This is a genomic window from Streptomyces cucumeris (assembly GCF_024295805.1).
Classification (GTDB): Bacteria; Actinomycetota; Actinomycetes; order Streptomycetales; family Streptomycetaceae; genus Streptomyces; species Streptomyces cucumeris.
The window spans coordinates 22,888-39,383 of record NZ_JANCLX010000039.1; the positions used below are offsets into that span (position 1 = coordinate 22,888).

General features: G+C 70.4%; 16 protein-coding genes, 1 tRNA gene and 1 pseudogene. 6 read left to right on the forward strand and 12 right to left on the reverse strand.

Annotation, left to right across the window (positions count from 1 at the left end; genetic code table 11):
• Nucleotides 1-481: 481 nt before the first annotated feature.
• The 5 genes from NMK44_RS36055 to NMK44_RS36075 form a co-directional block, all read right to left on the reverse strand.
• Entirely contained in the window at nt 482-2,047 is a 1,566-nt protein-coding gene (locus NMK44_RS36055; RefSeq protein ID WP_254751208.1) for an acyl-CoA carboxylase subunit beta, read from the reverse strand.
• A gap of 153 nt (nt 2,048-2,200) precedes the next feature.
• The gene (locus tag NMK44_RS36060) at nt 2,201-3,193 is read right to left on the reverse strand and encodes a DNA-binding response regulator (RefSeq protein ID WP_254751210.1); all 993 of its coding nucleotides are present in this window, start codon (nt 3,191-3,193) and stop codon (nt 2,201-2,203) included.
• Between the two features lie 59 nt (nt 3,194-3,252).
• The gene (locus NMK44_RS36065) at nt 3,253-3,990 is read right to left on the reverse strand and encodes a helix-turn-helix transcriptional regulator (RefSeq protein WP_254751212.1); all 738 of its coding nucleotides are present in this window, start codon (nt 3,988-3,990) and stop codon (nt 3,253-3,255) included.
• A 464-nt stretch (nt 3,991-4,454) separates the two neighbouring features.
• Nucleotides 4,455-4,856 (reverse strand): hypothetical protein, encoded by a 402-nt coding sequence (locus tag NMK44_RS36070; RefSeq protein WP_254751214.1) that lies wholly within the window; start codon nt 4,854-4,856, stop codon nt 4,455-4,457.
• Between the two features lie 50 nt (nt 4,857-4,906).
• The gene (locus NMK44_RS36075; RefSeq protein ID WP_254751216.1) at nt 4,907-5,308 is read right to left on the reverse strand and encodes an ATP-binding protein; all 402 of its coding nucleotides are present in this window, start codon (nt 5,306-5,308) and stop codon (nt 4,907-4,909) included.
• A gap of 153 nt (nt 5,309-5,461) precedes the next feature.
• Between NMK44_RS36075 and NMK44_RS36080 the strand changes: the two are divergent.
• Nucleotides 5,462-6,334 (forward strand): annotated as a pseudogene (locus NMK44_RS36080) (DUF5753 domain-containing protein); the annotation flags it as partial.
• 74 nt (nt 6,335-6,408) lie between these two features.
• Here the strand turns inward: NMK44_RS36080 and NMK44_RS36085 are convergent.
• Nucleotides 6,409-7,002: a lytic polysaccharide monooxygenase auxiliary activity family 9 protein gene (locus tag NMK44_RS36085; RefSeq protein ID WP_254751218.1), complete on the reverse strand. Its 594-nt coding sequence runs from the start codon at nt 7,000-7,002 to the stop codon at nt 6,409-6,411.
• A gap of 174 nt (nt 7,003-7,176) precedes the next feature.
• Here NMK44_RS36085 and NMK44_RS36090 point away from each other — a divergent pair.
• Nucleotides 7,177-7,250 (forward strand) — tRNA-Lys (locus NMK44_RS36090).
• A 181-nt stretch (nt 7,251-7,431) separates the two neighbouring features.
• Nucleotides 7,432-8,097, forward strand: coding sequence for a DUF6879 family protein (locus NMK44_RS36095; protein ID WP_254751220.1), 666 nt, complete (start codon nt 7,432-7,434; stop codon nt 8,095-8,097).
• 55 nt (nt 8,098-8,152) lie between these two features.
• Here NMK44_RS36095 and NMK44_RS36100 read toward each other — a convergent pair whose 3' ends face one another.
• From NMK44_RS36100 to NMK44_RS36125, 6 genes are all read right to left on the reverse strand, one after another.
• Nucleotides 8,153-8,737, reverse strand: coding sequence for a choice-of-anchor C family protein (locus NMK44_RS36100; protein WP_254751222.1), 585 nt, complete (start codon nt 8,735-8,737; stop codon nt 8,153-8,155).
• Nucleotides 8,738-8,953: 216 nt separating this feature from the next.
• Nucleotides 8,954-10,183, reverse strand: coding sequence for a lanthionine synthetase C family protein (locus tag NMK44_RS36105; RefSeq protein ID WP_254751224.1), 1,230 nt, complete (start codon nt 10,181-10,183; stop codon nt 8,954-8,956).
• On the reverse strand, nt 10,183-12,930 hold the full coding sequence (locus NMK44_RS36110; protein WP_254751226.1) for a lantibiotic dehydratase: 2,748 nt from the start codon (nt 12,928-12,930) through the stop codon (nt 10,183-10,185). Before NMK44_RS36110 ends, NMK44_RS36105 begins: the two co-directional genes overlap by 1 nt.
• Before the next feature lie 162 nt (nt 12,931-13,092).
• The gene (locus tag NMK44_RS36115) at nt 13,093-13,302 is read right to left on the reverse strand and encodes a hypothetical protein (RefSeq protein ID WP_254751228.1); all 210 of its coding nucleotides are present in this window, start codon (nt 13,300-13,302) and stop codon (nt 13,093-13,095) included.
• A gap of 82 nt (nt 13,303-13,384) precedes the next feature.
• A complete protein-coding gene (gene fxlM / locus NMK44_RS36120) occupies nt 13,385-14,605 on the reverse strand; it encodes a methyltransferase, FxLD system (RefSeq protein WP_254751230.1) in 1,221 nt (406 codons plus the stop codon).
• A gap of 152 nt (nt 14,606-14,757) precedes the next feature.
• Nucleotides 14,758-15,177 carry an ATP-binding protein gene (locus tag NMK44_RS36125; RefSeq protein ID WP_254751232.1) on the reverse strand — a complete coding sequence of 140 codons (420 nt, stop codon included), beginning with the start codon at nt 15,175-15,177 and terminating at the stop codon, nt 14,758-14,760.
• A 114-nt stretch (nt 15,178-15,291) separates the two neighbouring features.
• Here NMK44_RS36125 and NMK44_RS36130 point away from each other — a divergent pair, with 114 nt between their 5' ends.
• Genes NMK44_RS36130 through NMK44_RS36140 form a run of 3 tightly spaced genes read left to right on the forward strand, consistent with a single transcriptional unit; the run spans nt 15,292 to nt 16,495 of the window.
• Complete coding sequence (locus tag NMK44_RS36130; protein ID WP_254751234.1) at nt 15,292-16,137, forward strand: helix-turn-helix domain-containing protein; 846 nt, start codon at nt 15,292-15,294, stop codon at nt 16,135-16,137.
• Nucleotides 16,134-16,322, forward strand: a complete 189-nt coding sequence (locus NMK44_RS36135; protein ID WP_254751236.1) for a DUF397 domain-containing protein — start codon at nt 16,134-16,136, stop codon at nt 16,320-16,322. Before NMK44_RS36130 ends, NMK44_RS36135 begins: the two co-directional genes overlap by 4 nt.
• On the forward strand, nt 16,319-16,495 hold the full coding sequence (locus NMK44_RS36140) for a DUF397 domain-containing protein (RefSeq protein ID WP_254751238.1): 177 nt from the start codon (nt 16,319-16,321) through the stop codon (nt 16,493-16,495). Before NMK44_RS36135 ends, NMK44_RS36140 begins: the two co-directional genes overlap by 4 nt.
• The last annotated feature ends 1 nt before the right edge of the window (nt 16,496 follow it).

The following is a 16,496-nucleotide window of genomic DNA, read 5'->3' on the forward strand; positions in this document are numbered from 1 at the left end:
TCTCCTTGGTGTAGTCCAGCAGCAGACCGTGTTGCACCTCATCGAGGAAACGGTCCGCCAACGCACCCGGGGCGGGCAGATAGAACTCCGCGATCATTCCGGTACGGGTGACGATGTCCCATACGAGAAGCAGCAACAGCCCGAATACCAGTGGCGGAAGCACCCGCTGGAAGATGGACCGGCGGCGCTTCACGGGAACACGACGGCCATGCGCGCCCCTGTTGTTTTGCCGTCCCCTGCCTCCGCGATGTGCGTTTCCGGCGGTGTTGCCGGACTTTCGCGCGCGTCCCGGTCGGGGTGAATGCGGCGCCGTGGTCCTCGGCCCGCCGCCCGCGGCCGCCGTGGCGGTCGCACCCCTTCCGTCCCCTTCGGTCATCCCCAAATCCCCTTGCATTACCGGCTGTTGCCTAGTCGGCACGCCCGCGTGCAACCTATCGCCCGTACGCCGCGGATTACAATGTCGTCGGGGAAAACGAAATAGTCACGTCGGTGGATTTCCATGTTTTCGCGCAGGCAGCGGGGCATGTTTGGTGCGCAGCATCTCCAGCGCCGCGATGAGGGTCTGCCGGGTGAGTGCCGGATCGATGACATCGTCCACGAGTCCGCGCTCGGCCGCGTAGTAGGGATGCATCAGCTCCGCCGCATACTCCTTGACCAGCTGGCCGCGTACGGTGCCGGGGTCCTCGGCGGCGGCGATCCGGCGGCGGAAGACCACATTGGCCGCGGCCTCGGCGCCCATCACCGCGATCTCGTTGGTCGGCCAGGCGAACGACAGATCGCAGCCGATGGAGCGGGAGTCCATCACGATGTACGCCCCGCCGTACGCCTTGCGCAGGATGAGCTGGATACGCGGCACGGTCGCGTTGCAGTACGCGTAGAGCAGCTTGGCGCCGTGCCGGATGATGCCGCCATGCTCCTGGTCCACACCGGGCAGGAAGCCGGGTACGTCCACCAGCGTGACCAGCGGGATGTTGAACGCGTCGCAGAACTGGACGAACCGGGCCGCCTTCTCGGAGGACTCGATGTCCAGCACCCCGGCCAGGGCCAGCGGCTGGTTGGCGACCACGCCCACCAGCCGGCCGTCCAGCCGGGCCAGGGTGCACAGCACACTGGTGGCCCAGCGCTCGTGCACCTCCATGTGCTCACCGTCGTCGACGATCTCCTCGATGACCGCGCGCATGTCGTACGGCTGGTTGCCGTGCAGCGGCACCAGGTCCAGCAGCGCGTCACAGCGGCGGTCGCGCGGATCGTCGCACGGCACCGGCGGCGGGGTCTCCCGGTTGCTCGCGGGCAGCAGCGAGAGCAGATAGCGCACCTCCTCCAGACAGCTCGCCTCGTCGTCGTAGGCGAAGTGGGCCACCCCGGAGGTTTCGGCGTGCACATCGGCGCCGCCGAGCCCGTTCTGCGAGACCTTCTCCCCCGTCACCGCCTGGACCACATCGGGTCCGGTGATGAACATCTGCGAGGTCTCCCGGACCATGAACACGAAGTCGGTGAGGGCCGGGGAGTACGCGGCGCCGCCCGCGCACGGCCCGAGCATCACGCTGATCTGCGGGATCACCCCCGAGGCACGGGTGTTGCGCTCGAAGATGCCGCCGTAGCCCGCGAGCGCGGAGACGCCCTCCTGGATGCGTGCGCCCGCGCCGTCGTTGAGGGAGACCAGCGGTGCCCCGGCGGCCAGCGCCCGGTCCATCAGCTTGTGGATCTTCTGGGCGTGGGCCTCGCCGAGCGCCCCGCCGAAGATCCGGAAGTCATGGGCGAAGGCGAAGACCGTACGGCCGTGCACCGTGCCCCAGCCGGTGATCACACCGTCGGTGTACGGCCGCTTGTCCTCCAGGCCGAACCCGCTGGCCCGGTGCCTGCGTAACGGCTCCAGCTCGGTGAACGACCCCTCGTCGAACAGCAGCGAGAGCCGTTCGCGCACGGTCAGCTTGCCCTTGCCGTGCTGGGCCGCGGTGGCCCGGGGGTCCCCCGCGCGCACCTCGTCCTTGAGCCGGTGCAGCGCGGCCACCCGGGTCCGGGCACCGGCCGTGTCGCTCTCCGCCATGAGACATCCCCCCGTGGATCTCCGGGCGCGCACGGTGTGCGGCCCGTCGTCAGGGTAGGAACGGGCTGTAAGCCGCTGGTAGAGAATCGCTCGAGGATGACCGCAAGAGGCCACCGGACCCCTTGCGCACCGGAGGGTGATGGCCACCGGATGTCAGCGGGCCGCGCTGTCGGGGGGCGAGGGGGGCGGCTTGGGCGGTTCGCCGAGTATGCCGAGTTCACCGGCTCGTACCCCCGCCTGGAAGCGGGAACTTGCCTCCAGCAGCTCCAGGATCCCGGTGACGTAGCGGCGGTAGGTGCGCACCGAGATCGCCAGATCGCGGGCCGCGGCCTCGTCGGTGACACCGTCCCGCAGCCGGGCCAGCACCCGGCGCACCATCTCGGTACGGGCCCGGTTGCCGAAGTCCAGGGGGCGGGCGGCGGGTACGGCGCCCGCCCAGATGGTCCCGAACATGCCGTACAGGGAGCCGACCACCAGCGGGTCCTGGACCACCGAGGTCCGCCGCCCCTCCTCGGTCTCGGTGCACACCAGCGCGGTCCGGCCGTCGGCGATGACCGCGGTGGGCAGGGCGACGGCCGCGGTACGCACCTGCGGGGGGCACGGGTGGGGGCTCCGGCCCCCGACACCCCCGCTCCCGCCCGCGCCCCCGCCCGGGTTTCCGCTCCCGCCCGCGCCGGACGTTCCGGTACGCGCCGCCCCGGAACCGGCCGCGCCGGACGCCCCGGACGCCCCCGCCGCGCCGTCCGCCGTCCGTTCGGCCCCCGGCAGCGGTACGGACACCGGGGCGGGCCCCGGCGGCGGACCGCCACCGGGGCCGGATCTGCCGCGCAGCACCCGCACCCGCACCCCGCCGTCGAGATCGGTCAGCAGCGCGCCCAGCGCCCCGTGGACCGGTGCCATCCGCGCCGAGGCGTCCGGGAACACCGCGTCCACCCCCCGCCGGGCCTGCGTGATCACTTGCTCAGCGGCGGCCAGAAAGGCGGAATCCTCTATTCCCACCTCGGTGAACTGCGCATGCCGGGAGCGCCGGGCGCGGTGTTCCACCACGGTGGACTCGATGAGCGCCCGCACCTCCCGCAGCGTCCGGTCCAGCACGTCCCCCGTATGCGTGGCCTCCGGCCCCGGATCGCGTCCGCGGTCGTCCATCTCCCCCACACTTCTTGCCCGAGTTCTGCCCGATGACGTGGTCAAGGTCGCGAGCACTGTCAGGGACGGCTGGGCAGCAGCCCCATTTCCACCGCCCGTACCCCTGCCTGGAAGCGGGAGTTGGCCCCCAGCTCCCGCATGATCTCCGCGACGTAGCGCCGATAGGTGCGCAGGGAAACCTGCATCTCCCGGGCCGCCACCTCATCGGTGTGGCCGGTGCGCAGACATTCCAGTATTTGGCGGGCCGAATCCCGGCACAGCCGTCCGCCGAGCCGCGGATATTCCGCGAGCCCCACCGCGTTCCCCCAGGCCCCGGTGAACATCAGCTCCAGGGCCCGCACCGTGGCGGGGTCCTCCACCAGGGTCGCCTGCCGTCCGCCGCCCCCGCCGCGTACGTAGACGAGCTGACCGTCGATCAGCAGGGCCTCGGTCGGCCCGCCGTCGCCGACCCGGACCTCGCACCGCGGATCGGTGCGCGCCAGCGCGCGTATCGCGTTGGCGGAGGCGGCCCGCTCCCTGCAGAGCAACCGCACCGCCACATTCCGGCGGGCTCCCCTGGCGGGCCGGGCGAGCGCCGCGCAGACGGCGTCCGTCTGCTCCTCGCCGCCCGACATGACCACCTGTACGGTCCGCTCGGCGCCGTCGACGAGTGTGTCGACGACCTCCGCGAGCGGCACCTTCTCCAGAGCCGTCCCCGCCCAGGAGTCCTGGGCCAGCTCCCGGCGGTGCCGTACGACCGTCGACTCGATCAGGTCGCGCGCGGCGAGCAGGGCGCGCTCCACGTAGTCGGGGGCCATGGCCGGAGCGGCTGCCGCACTCTCGGAAGGACGCTCGGATACGCGGACAAGACCTACCATGACTTCCCCAGAGGGCTTCAGAGACTTACTCTTTCAAATACCGGCCTGGTTCTCGTATTTCCATTGCCTCAAATAGCGAGGCAGCATTGCGCGAAATCAACATCGACAGTAATTCGCACACAGCGACGGCGTCAACGCGGGGCGTAAGGTAAAGAGTTGACCAAACGGTGCGTGGCGATCCGGCGTACATGACTCCGTACGCACCCGGATGATTCCAACTGTCAACAAGTTACGGGAACCGCGGGGGCGTACGCGGGGCGGACGCACACAGTGCAGCGGGCCCGCGACACCCCGCGACCGGCCGTGACCGGTCCTGTCCGGTTGCTGCCAGGGCCGTAACCAATGGGAGATCACCCCCGTCCGGGGGTGACAGCAGAGACTCGCGGCCCCTGCGGGCCTGGGGGTCAGCGGCCGCCGAAGCTGATCGGCCCGTTGAAGTCCCGGCCCTGGATGACCGGACCGGTGATGTGGGCGTCCCCGGAGACCGTGTTGTACACCGTGCTCGTCTCGTCCTCGCCGTCCGCAGCGCCGTACCGGCGCATCCACGCCGCGAGGTCACGTCCGAAGTCCGGGTCCTGACGGGCCCGTTCGGCCAGCAGCTCGGCCAGCCGGCGCAGCCGCTCGGCGTCGTCGCGCGGAATGACCACCGGTCCGGGGTCGTCGGCCGTGCCGTCCTCACCGCGCCGCAGCGCCCTGCGGGCCAGTGCGCCCAGGGAGTCCAGAGCTCGCCGTCCGGCCTCGCCCCCGGCCCCCGACACGGCCGCGTTGACCGCCGTGACCAGCGCGCCCGCCGTCACCGGATCCATGGTCCACCCCCTGCTTCAGGTCGCGGACACCACGCTACCGGCGCCGTGGGTCAGGGATCCACCGCTTCGGCGCGGAGGGTGAACCAGACCGTCTTGCCGGTGGGGGTGAGATCGGTGCCCCAGGTGTGGGCCGTCTTGCTCAGCAGGAACATCCCGCGCCCGCTCTCGGACAGGAAGTCGGGCTCCTTGACCACCGGCAGCCCCGACTCGGTGTCGCTGACCGCGGCGTATATCCCGTGCGGCCGCTCCTCCAGGGCGAGTACGCAGTCGGGCGAGGCGGCATGCTTGTGCACATTCGACAGCAGCTCGGTGACACACATCGCGGCGGCGGTGATCAGCTCGTCACGACCCCACAGACGCAGCCGCGCGCCCACCGCGCGGCGCACATCGGCGAGGGTCTGCGGATGGACGCGGAGGCGCAGTTCGTATCGCTGCCAGGTGTTCTCAGCCATATGGTCCGGGGCCCCTCCAACGCACGGCGCGTGCCGCCTCACCTGAGCGATCCTGTCCCATGCGCGTGCGACTCGCAATGTTTCGACCCGGCGGCGCAAGACTGGCATATGCCCTCAGCGCACCCCTTGTTGGCGATACGTCAGACTGGCGACATGTCCTACCAGCCAGTGCCCACGGTCCGGCGCAGGCGCCTGGGGTCCGCACTGCGCAGGCTGCGCACGGAGGCGGGGATGACGCTGGACGCGGCCGCCGACGCCCTGAACGCCGAGCAGAACGGCTCGGCGCACGCCCGCCACTGGACCGCGCCGAAGCTCTCCCGGATCGAGAACGCCAACGCCACGCTCCGCACCGCCGAGGTCGGCACCCTGCTGCGGGCGTACGCGATCGACGACGCCGACGTCCGTGCCGCGCTTGAGCTCCTGGCCGGCCAGGCGGCCAAGGACGCGGCGCAGCGCGGCTGGTGGCGGACCTACCGCGGGGTGGTCGCACCCGCCTACGCCGACTACATCTCCCTGGAGTCGGACGCGGAGTCCGTCCGCGACTACGCCCCGCTGGTCCTGCCGGGTCTGCTGCAGACACCCGACTACGCGCGCGCGACGATCGCCGCCCAGGCGGTGCCCCGCAGCGCCGCCGAGGTCGACGCGCTCGCCGAGGTGCGGCTCGCCCGCCAGGCCGTGCTCACCCGGCCGACCGCCCCGCTCAGACTCTGGGCCGTCATCCACGAGGCCACCCTGCGCCGCCGGTTCACCGGCCGCCCGGCCCTCATGGCCACCCAGCTCGGACGGCTGCTGGAGATGGCCCACTGGCCCACGGTCACGCTCCAGGTGATGGCGCTGGACGCCGCCCCCAACCCCGGTGACGCGGGCGCGTTCACCCTGGTCGGCTTCCGGGGTCCGCTGCCGGACGTGGTCACCCAGGAGAACGTCTGCGGTCCGACCTATGTCGAGGGCGCCGACGACGTCCACCTCTTCGCCGACGCCTTCGGCCGGATCGTGGACAGCGCGCTGTCGGCGGAGGCCACCGTGGCGCTGATCGCCGGCCTGGCCGGTGACGGTGCGGTGCCGTCCGGACGGCACCGCACCCCTGGCTCCCGCCTCGCTCAGAACTGGACGTCCGAGCAGGCGGAGGAAGCCTTGCCGGTGTGCGCGACCGTCCACACGGCGAGGATCAGATGCCTACCGCTCTTCCCGGCCGGCAGTGTGCCCGCATGGGAGAGCGAGGACGGCGGCCGCTGACCGTGGTACGGCACGGTCAGGAACGGCTGCGGCTCCAGGCTCGAACGGGACAGCCGCCGGCCGGGATCCCATCCGTTCCTGGTGATGTAGTAGCGGAAGTCGGTGGTCGCGTGCGAGGCGGTGAAGCGCCAGTTGAACGTGTAGCTCTGCCCCGCGCCGACCCGGGTCGCGGGCCAGTTGCCGCCCCGCGGATCGTCGAGCTGCGCGAACCGGCTGTTCCCGCCCGCGCAGATCAGCCCGTCCGCGGGCCCGCCCGCCGGGAACCCCTTCGGGCCCTCGACGCTCTGCGGTTCGTACTGGATGGCCCCGCACCCGGTGACGGTGCCGTTGGCACACAGCTTCTGGCGGCTGATGGGTGAGTCGGTGTACCCGTGGCTTGAAGCGCTGCCGCCGGTCGCGAGGACGGAGACCGCCGCGAGACCGATGCCGATGACAGCAGCGCGGATCTTCTTGCGCATGCTTCGCTCCTGAAGACGTGGGGAGTCCATGAGCCGTGCACTGCGGTCTAGACCAAGTCCGAGATTAGCGAGCAGTTTTGGACATGTCCATACCAATGAGCCGACCCCGCCCCTGACCCGACCCCACTGGTCAGGAGCACCCTCCGGGGTCCGGTAGGATTCACACGTCAGCAGGCGCCGCTAGCTCAGTTGGTTAGAGCAGCTGACTCTTAATCAGCGGGTCCGGGGTTCGAGTCCCTGGCGGCGCACCTTGGCTTACGCCACTGACCTGGGGTTTCTCGGTTCACCGAGAAACCCCAGTCGCATTTCCGGCCCCCACCGCCGACCCCGGCGCACCTCACCCCACCCCCCACACCACCTTGCCGTGCGCCGCCACCCGTATACACTCCGTGACGACCCTGTGCACGGCCATATCGAGTGGGGGATGAGATGGCACGGACCTGGGAGGCGGACCCCTCCGCGTCTCCCCGACCCCCCGCGCTCGCCCCCGAACGGGGCGAACGGCTCACCCGCGACGCCTACAAACGTGACTTCCGGGAGCGCGAGGCGAGTGTCCGCGACACCGCTTCATGGAAGCTGGAGCGCCGTCAGCACTTCGAGGAACAGGGCAGCCCCAGCCGGGAGGCCCTGCGACGGGGCGCGTGGGAGGAGGCACTCGCGCTCCTCGAAGACCGCCGCGACACCTTGCGCACGGTCGCCGAGGAGGACGCGCGGCGCGGCCACGCCTTCCACCGGGTGCGGGTGGTCGACCAGCCGCTGACGCCCTATGTGCAGTGGGAGCTCCACTCCCACCGTCAGCATGCCGAGCACGGGGAGCGCATCCGCGTCGTCACCACCGAACAGGTGGCATCCGCCGAAGCCGGCGGTCCGCTGCCGGAAATCGTGGTGCTCGGCGGCAGCACGCTCTTCCAGGTGCTCTACGACGACACCGGCGCCACCATCGGCGCGATCCGCTGGACCGACCCCGACGCCATCAAGCCATGGGCCCGGTACATCGAGGAGCTCTACGGCGCGGGTGAGGACATCGCGTCGTACTTCGACCGTGAGGTGACACCCCTGCAGCCGCCGCGATGCGGCACGGGCCAGGGCGGCTGACGTGGTGGAGCCCCGGCGCGCAGGCGCCGGGGCTCCGGGGTGTCCTGGTTCTGGATCAGCAGGAGGGGCAGGGGTCGCACTCGCGGACCCGGACGTCGTCGAGGACCGGTCCGGCGGATGTGTTGGTGGTGCTGGCGAACGACAGCGTCATGGTGGTGCCGGTGGCCACGAAGGACACCTCACGGGTCACATAGCCCATGTTCGTCGTGGACTTGCCCGTGGTGTCGAAGGTGAAGTCCTGGAAGTTCTGCCCGTCGACCAGGACCTTCCCGGTCTTCACGGCCGGACCGCCCCCGGGGTTGCCCGCGAGGGAGTACGTCACCGTGTACCGCTTGCCCGGGACCGTCGTGAACGTCTGCGACACGGTTCCCCCACTGGTGCCGCTGAGGTCGACCGACTGGTCGCCCTCGGCCGCCTGCCAGTACCCGGCACCGATCAGATCGACGCTCCCGGACGTGACCTTCCACGGGCCGATGGAACCGCCCGTGTTCAGCGTCTGGAACGAGTTGGCGGGCGCCCTGGGAGTCTCGAAGCTGCCGTCGTCGAAGCGGCTGGCGGCCACGGCCGAGGCTCCGGTTCCGGTACCGGCGAGAACCCCGGCGGCGACGACGGCGACGACTAACGCACGAATGCGCGACATATTCCCCTCCTGGAGGAAAGATGCGTGAGGGTCACGATTGACCCGCCGATGAATTTCCCGCATCCGGGGACCGGCGGCCAAGACCGGAACCCCGGCGCACCGGGGTGTGCGCCAGGGTCGGCCGCGCTGGTCACGCGGGGCGTGTACCCCTACGGATCTCGTCCTTCGAGCATGCCTCAAGTCGGTGCCCTGCCATGTGGGCCCGGCCCAGCTCGGCTACGACAGCAGGAGGATGCAGTCCCAGGTGTCGTTCGGTCCGGCTGACAACAGCCCGCTGAAGTCGGCGAGAGCCAGTGCGGTGCCTGCGCGCCCGGTGAGGAATCCGTGCGGGCGCGCATTCGTGACCTCGGCCAAGGTGGTGTGAGCGGCCGAGTCCGCCAGAGGGAGGCAGGAGAGGCGGAGAGCGCTTTGCAGGATGCCCGCGCTGCCATGGCAGAGGGCTGTGCCTTCGGTGTCCCAGTGCCCCGGCGCCCTGGCGGCGAGGCTGTTCATGGCCGCGCCGGCGGCGCGGTGGAGTGCCGGAAGGCCAAGGGCGTGGCTGGCGTTGGTGAGAGCGGCGGCGATGCCCGGGGTGCCGTAGCACCAGGCGGTGGTGCGCCCTATCAGGGGAGTAGCAGCGCCATGTGGGCTGTTGTCCAGGGTGGTACCGCTGACATGGGGTGGCCATGTCTGCTGAGGCGTTTGCCAGGTCAGGAGCCACTGAGCCGCGGTGTGGATCGCGTCGTTCTGGCCGGGAACGGTGTGTCCGGCCTGATGGGCTGTGGCCAGAAGGGTAAGCGGGCCGGCGATGCCGTGAGCGAGCCCGGTGGTGGCTGCGCCTGAGGGAGGAACCCGCACGGTGGGTGGATGAAGGTCTGCGGGCAGCCACCAACCTGGTCGGGTTCCGACGGTGTTGACAGTCAGGTGGGTGAGGGCTGTCAGAGCGGCGTCCAGTCCTGGTTCGGCTTCGGCGCTGTGGCCGCGGGAGTGGGCAGCGAGAAGGACGCGCCCAATGCCGGTGAGCCCCTTGATGGCGTCGTAGACCGCCCAAGGGGTTGCTTCCCCACGGGCGGCGCGTCGGTAGTGGTGGCGAGCGAGCGCGACGGCACGGGCAGAGAGCCAGGCTGTTGCGCGGGGCAGCAGGGGGTGGCGCTGGTCGTGAAAAGCCAGGTAACCGGTACCGATGATCAGGGAAGCGGCGAGGGCTCCGGGGCCGGTGTGGATGCCGTCCGGAGGTGCCCTGCCCAGCAGTCGGGCCGCGGCGTCCCAGTGGGCCGCAGCCGTCTCGGCCGAGCCGGGTTCCACCTCGGCAAGGCAGGCGTGCAGGAGTGCCGTACCTGCGAGCCCGTAGCACAGGGTGTGGGCGGCGCGGTCCGACAGGGAAGCGGTGACGTCGCCGGGAACACGTAGGTCGTGGGCGATGTCCAGGGCGCATGTGGCGGCCCGGGCGCGGAGGTCGGCTTCCATCAGTCGTGCAGGAGGTCGGCGGCCAAGGTCCGCATGATCCGTTCGGCTCCTCGGTCGAGGGAGAGCATGCGGTTGGCGTGCAGGTGGATCACATCACTGGCACAACGGGCGGCCAACCGCTGGGGAACGGCGTCACGGTAGGCGGTCAACGCGGCACGGACTGCCGCCAGATCGAAAGGGATGGGCGTCTCGGACTCGCCGACGGGACGGACGCGTAGGGCATCACGGTGACGGCGCTGCTCCCGGGTGAGGCGGCCAGGGTTCAGGGCCGAGCGGGCCTGGTCGGGAGCAAGAGTGCGGGCGATCTCGGCGGCGCCGGCGGCAGCGGCGAGGAAGCGCACGTCCTCGGTGTGGGCGAGGGCGGCCAGGGCGAGACGGCTGTCGGCGCAGAACAGGCGCTCGGCGGCTGTGATGGCCTGCGGTCCGCCGTAGCGTTCGAGCTCCTGCTCATACGGCTCCAGGCGCAGCATGCCGGGGCTGAGTAGGCCGCGATGCTGCAATCGCTCGGCTAGACCGGCCAGTTGTGGCTGGATGCGGGTGGCGAGCGTATGAGGGTCGGCGTGGAACCGCAGACGCAGGTGGGGCCCGAGAGCTGGGGTGCTGTAGCGCAGCCAGAACCAGCGGTCGACGTTGTCGGGGAGGCCGGCCAGCAGTGGGGCGAGCTCCGTGAGCACTGTGTCGTGGAGGCGACCGGGTGCACAGAGCACGGCGGAGAGCCAACAGCTACCCGGCAGGTGAGTGCCGGTGCCGACGGCGCGCAAAGCGGACCGCGGGTCGATGGCCACATGCTGGGGAGTGTGGCGCCGAGCGAGAGGGACGACGAGGTCGACCAGGTGGCCGGTTCCGTTCGGCCCCTCGACCACGGCCAGTTCATCGGGGGCGGCAAAGGGCTCTGCCAGCGTGCGGGTGCCACGGCGAATGCTGCGGCGCAGTAACTCGCGCTGATCGGACTGACGCAGGTCGAGCGGGAGGTGGCGGTCGGCCTCCTCGGCGACCAGGACGGGCGGCGGCGTCGGCCGCGTGTGGGTGCGCCACGCCATGAGGTGTGTTTCGAAAGTGACACGCTGGCCCGCGGATGCGGCGAGGGCGTCGGGCAAGCGCCAGCGGGCAGGGGCCAGAAGGACGTCGCGGTAGCGCACGCGCGGGGTGTAGGGCCAGCAGGACAGCGCGCCCCAGTTCCACGGGTGCCACGGCCGGGTTCCCGAGTGCCCGAGGAGGTGGAGGAAGTACGCGGCCGAGGGCAGGAGCCGGGGCGCGATGCGGTTGTGGAGCACCGGTATGACCGGCCGATCGTGGTGGGTGGACCACAGTTGCAGGTGCGTTCCGGTGGTAACGACAGCGAGGTCGTGGGGAAGGAGGTCGCGGGGGTGGGTGGGGACATCGATCGGGATGCGCCAGGGAGCGGAGCCGGTTTCGGCCGCCAGTCCTCCAGCGGCGGTACGGGGCCGGCAGACGATTTCCGCGATCATGGGGCCGCTTCCGGTGTCGGGCTGCTCCCGGGGGGCGAGGTCAGGGAGCCACCTGGCCCAGCGGCCGGGTGCGGCTCCGGCGTTCTGGGAGCCGGTACCGGGGCAGACCGCGATGCGCAGTCCGTTCGCGTCGCGCAGCAGTCGGATGTGGATCTCGGCGGTGCGCGGCGGCGGCAGGGGCGACGGGTTGGTGAGCCGGTCGATGTGCTGCTCGGTGAGGACGAGTTCGTCTTTGCCCTGCGACAAGGCGTCGGAGAGCAGTCCGGCCAGTGCGGCGGTGCGGTGTGCGTCGGGAACCCCGTCGGTACCGATCACGTCATGAGGTCCGGGTGATCCGAGGCCGGTGACGGGGTCGAGGACATCCAGCAGCGGCACGAGCCGATGGTGGCCGTAGGTGGCGCAGAAGCGCCGGTGATAGTCGGTCAACGGACCGGTCCGGTGACCGGTCCGCCAGAGCAGCGAGGCGGCTTCTGCGGCTTGCTCACCCACCGCGGGAGGCACGGCGATCTCGGCATCGGCAAGGGTGTCGACAACCAGCGGCCGACCCGTGCGATGCAGCGAGTCGGCCAGATCACAGGCTTCCTCCAGCAGCTTCCGCCTGCGCCGGTCGCCGGGCGGGTGTGCATCGCACTGGTTCAGCAGCTGGTCCAACCGGGTCAGAGAGGTCCGTGCTGACGCTGTGGCCGGGAGCTTGTCCAGCAAATGCCTCAGTGGGTCCGCGCGCATGTCGGTCGGGAGCAGGTCGGTCAGCAGCAGACCGGTATCGATCATGTCGACCAGGGCTCGCACGGCCTGGTGAGGAGCGGCGCCGGGATGGCGGCGGAGAAGGTCGGCGAGAAGGTCAGCGGCCGACGCCCCGGAGCGGCTGGCTTCCAGTAATCGGCACGAGACCTCGGTGGCTCGCACGCTGGCGAACCGTGGCCCTGCGGAGGAGGGGTTCTCGACTTCCAGACGATCCCCTCTGATGGCGGCTGAGGACGCGGCGGTCAGGGTGAGCGCGGGCAGCAGATCGGGCTCTTCGTGAAGCAGCCGGCCCGCTATGGCGGTCAGCCAGACCGGGCTGAGGGTGGTGACGGTCCGGTGGGCATCCCCCAGCCGCATGCTGGGAACAGGCGCGGCGAGCACAGCGGGGGCGACCCCGGCGAACACCCCGTGCGGGGTGGTACGCGTACGGGAGCGCAGATCGTAGGCACAGCGCGTCGCTCGCCCGCGATCCGTGCCCTCGTCAACCGCCTGAGCAACGCTCCGGCCGACCAGGAACACGCCTTCATCCAACACACCGTCACAGTCGCTGCCGACGGGATCGAGTAAGGGGCGTAGCGGAATCCGGGCCATCGCCACGGAGCAGGGGTCGAAGAGCCTTCGCATCACACCATCCCGTCGATGGGCCTGCCAGTGGCGGGCCGGGCGCGGTTGTGCACGCCCGGCCCCGGAGTACCGTCAGCAGCCGGTCGTCGGGCCCTGCGGTGGCGATTCCCCGCAGCCGTCCCCGGTGGTGTCGCCCTCGTCGTCATCACCGTCGCCGCCGAGCCAGACGCCCAGCCTGCCGATCTCCTCCTGGACAGGGTCCAGGTCGAAGACGTCCGCCAACCCTGCGGGAAGTCCGGCCAGTTCCTCAGTGGTCGGTGCTTGGGGTGTCGGTCGTGCCATCTTCACTCCCTCCACTCGGGCCTCCCGGGCTCGACCCCGGGAGGCGTGGGTCCGGACCGTCCCCGCGGGACCGTCCGAGTCTTCAGGTGATCACCAGACGCACGCTGGGCTTGTCGACCGTCACTTCACCCCGACCGGGGACCTGACCGTCACGGCGGTAGGCGCGCACGACGGGCTCCCCCTCGTACCTGGCCGCGTGGTCGAAGCGGACGACAGCGTCGGTCAGGCGGGCCGCGAGGCACTCGCGGTCCGGGCCGTGGGCGATGATCCCCAGTTCGTAACGCTCCTCCGCGGCCCGAGGGGCGTGGCGCAGCGTGACATACGCCAGCGAATCGCGGTCCCACACCGCGGGCGCCCCCCTGCCCAGCACCCAGCCGACCAAGCCACGCTCGGCCGCTGCCTGCGTGGCGCGTAACCTGCCATACGGGGCGACCGCGCCCGCGAGCCATACGTCCAGCCGCGGCAGCAGCCCTTCCGAGCCGCTCAGCTCCACCCCTGTCCACCGCTCATGCCGGGGGCCGGTGAACGCGGCGGTCAGCCCGTCGGCCTCGGCAGGCTGGTCCTCGTCGACCACCAGTCGCACGTCGCGCCCGGCCAGGCGTACGACACGTGGCGCATGCGCGCTGTCGCCCTGTATGGCGACAAAACCGGAGACGATGAGCGTGTCGCTGCGGAGATGATCCCGTTCGCGGGCGAAGGCGATGGTGCGGGAGAGCCCGCGGAACCGCAGTGGCACCACGAGCCTTCCCGCTGATGCGAGTTGGTCCAGCCAAGCCGACGACAGATCGGAGGCGCCCACAGTGACGACAATGCGATCGAATCCCCGGGCCGGAGCGTCCTGGAGCGGCCGGGCACCGTCCGCCTCCCTGACGCGCACCTGGCTGTAACCGGCTTCGGTGAGCAGCCTGCGCGCCCGCGCGGTGATGTCCGGATCGATGTCCATGGTGGTCACCGACCCCTGCTCACCGACCAACTCCGCCAGCAGCGCGGCATTGCACCCTCCGGAACCGATCTCCAGCACTCTCATGCCGGGAACCACTTGCGCCGCCTCCAGCATCCGGGCGTGCAGCCACGGAGCCGAGACCGAGCTGACCGGCTTCCCTTGCTCATCGCGCTTGGTGAAGACCGCCTCCGGTGCCCCGTAGGCTTCTTCGGCAGGCACCTCGGGGACGAAGAGGTGCCGCGGAACCCTACGGAAGGCGGCCTCCACAGCGGCCGAGGTGAGTGCCCCTCGCTCGCGTAACCCCTCCACCATCCGCTCGCGCAGCGCGGACGCCTTTGTGTCCGTACCGGCCTCGGCCATGTGGAACTTCCTCTCCGGGCGTCCTCACAGGCTCTCGTCACCGTACTGACGAGAACGTCGACGGGAAAGCCGCCATAGAACCACGCGCCGGGGTCCGCAGCACCACTTACCGGACATCCCGCGGCGCCGGCGGGCGGTAGACCGGGGCACGGCTACAACAGCACCCGGGCCCACACCGTCTTCCCCGGGCCCCGCCGGTCGCGGACGCCCCAGCGGTCGGCGAGGGCCTCGACCAGGAGCAGACCGCGGCCCTGTTCGTCGTCCGACGCGGGCAGTTTGGGGATGGGCTCCGCGTCATGGGTGTCGGAGACCTCGATCTCCAGACGGCCCGCCTCGTCGTCGTACCGCAGTAACAGGGTGAAGTCCCGCCCGGGGACGCGCCCGTGCAGCGCGGCGTTCGCAGACAGCTCGGCGACGATCAGCACGGCGGCGTCATGGCCGCCCACGATGCCCCAGTCGGCGAACTGCTGGACGGCCAGTCGCCGGGCGAGCCGGGCCCCGCGCCGAGTGGCGGAGAAGCGCTGCGCGAACGTACGTACGGTGACGGGGACTTGGCCCTGTGGTGCGGTCATGGCGGAAGCGTTCCGGTGACGACCGTCCGCCGGCCAGGTCCGACACCCACCCAGTTCGCGTTGTATCAGTTCACGCACTGGACGGGGTCGGTCACCGCCCGTGACGATGGACGGATGGCAGCAGACAACGGCGGCAGCCCGAACAGCGAACCCGAGATGTCGGACACGCTCAAGACCTTTGGCGCGGTTTTGAAGGCGCTGCGAGACGAAGCGGGCCTGACCCAGGAGCAGTTCGCCCCACGCGTGCAGTACTCGGTGCCATACATCGCCAAGATCGAGCAGGGCAAACGGTTCCCGCCGAGGGAGCTGATCGAACGGGCGGAGGAGGTGTTGGGTGCTCCAGCGGCGCGTGTGCTGGGCGCCGCCCACCGCAGTCTGACACGAAGGGTGGGACTCGCGTCATGGGTGCGCCACTGGGCAGGGATCGAAGAGCAGGCGGTGTCCCTCCTCGCCTATGAGTGCACGGTTGTACCAGGCTTGCTTCAGTCCGAGTCATACATTCGCGCGATCTTCGACCGCTACATCCCGCACACCCCTCAGGAACAGTGCGAACAGCAGGCCACCGCTCGGCTGGCGAGGCAGCGGCTCTTCACGGACTTGCCGAACACCTCGTTCTGCTTCGTCATCGAACAAGCCCTGCTGGATCGGGGATTCGGTGGGGTCGACGTCACCCGCACGCTTCTGGATCACCTCCTCGCGCAGCAGCATCGCCGGAATGTGGAAATCCAGATCATGCCGCGCCAACAGGAAGAACACTCCGGCGCCGAGGGTTCCATGCGTCTCGCCGAAACCATGGACCACCAGTGGGTTGGGTACGTTGAAGCGCATGACACGAGCGTCCTGATCACTGATCCAAAAGCCGTCAGTGCGATGCTCCAGCGCTATGGCAAACTGCGCTCACAAGCCCTGAGCCCTCAGGCCAGTACGAGCCTGCTGGAGCAGATGCGAGGAGCACTATGAGCAGCACCGAAGGCGACTGGTTCAAGAGCAGCTACAGCGGCGGCGGAGGCGGCGAGTGCATTGAGGTCGCCATAGACCCGGCCGTCGTCCGCATCCGCGACTCCAAGGACGTCGCCGGCGGCTCACTGGTCGTCACCCACGACGCCTGGACCGCCTTCACCGCCTTCGCCAAGGAACCCCGGTGAGCGCCGCCGAAGGCGACTGGTTCAAGAGCAGCTACAGCGGGAGCGAGGGCGACAACTGCGTCGAGGTCGCGATACGCCCCGACGCCGTCCACATCCGCGACTCCAAGGACACCACCACCGGCACCCTCGCCGTCACCCACGACGCCTGGACCGCCTTCCTCGCGCGGCTCTGAC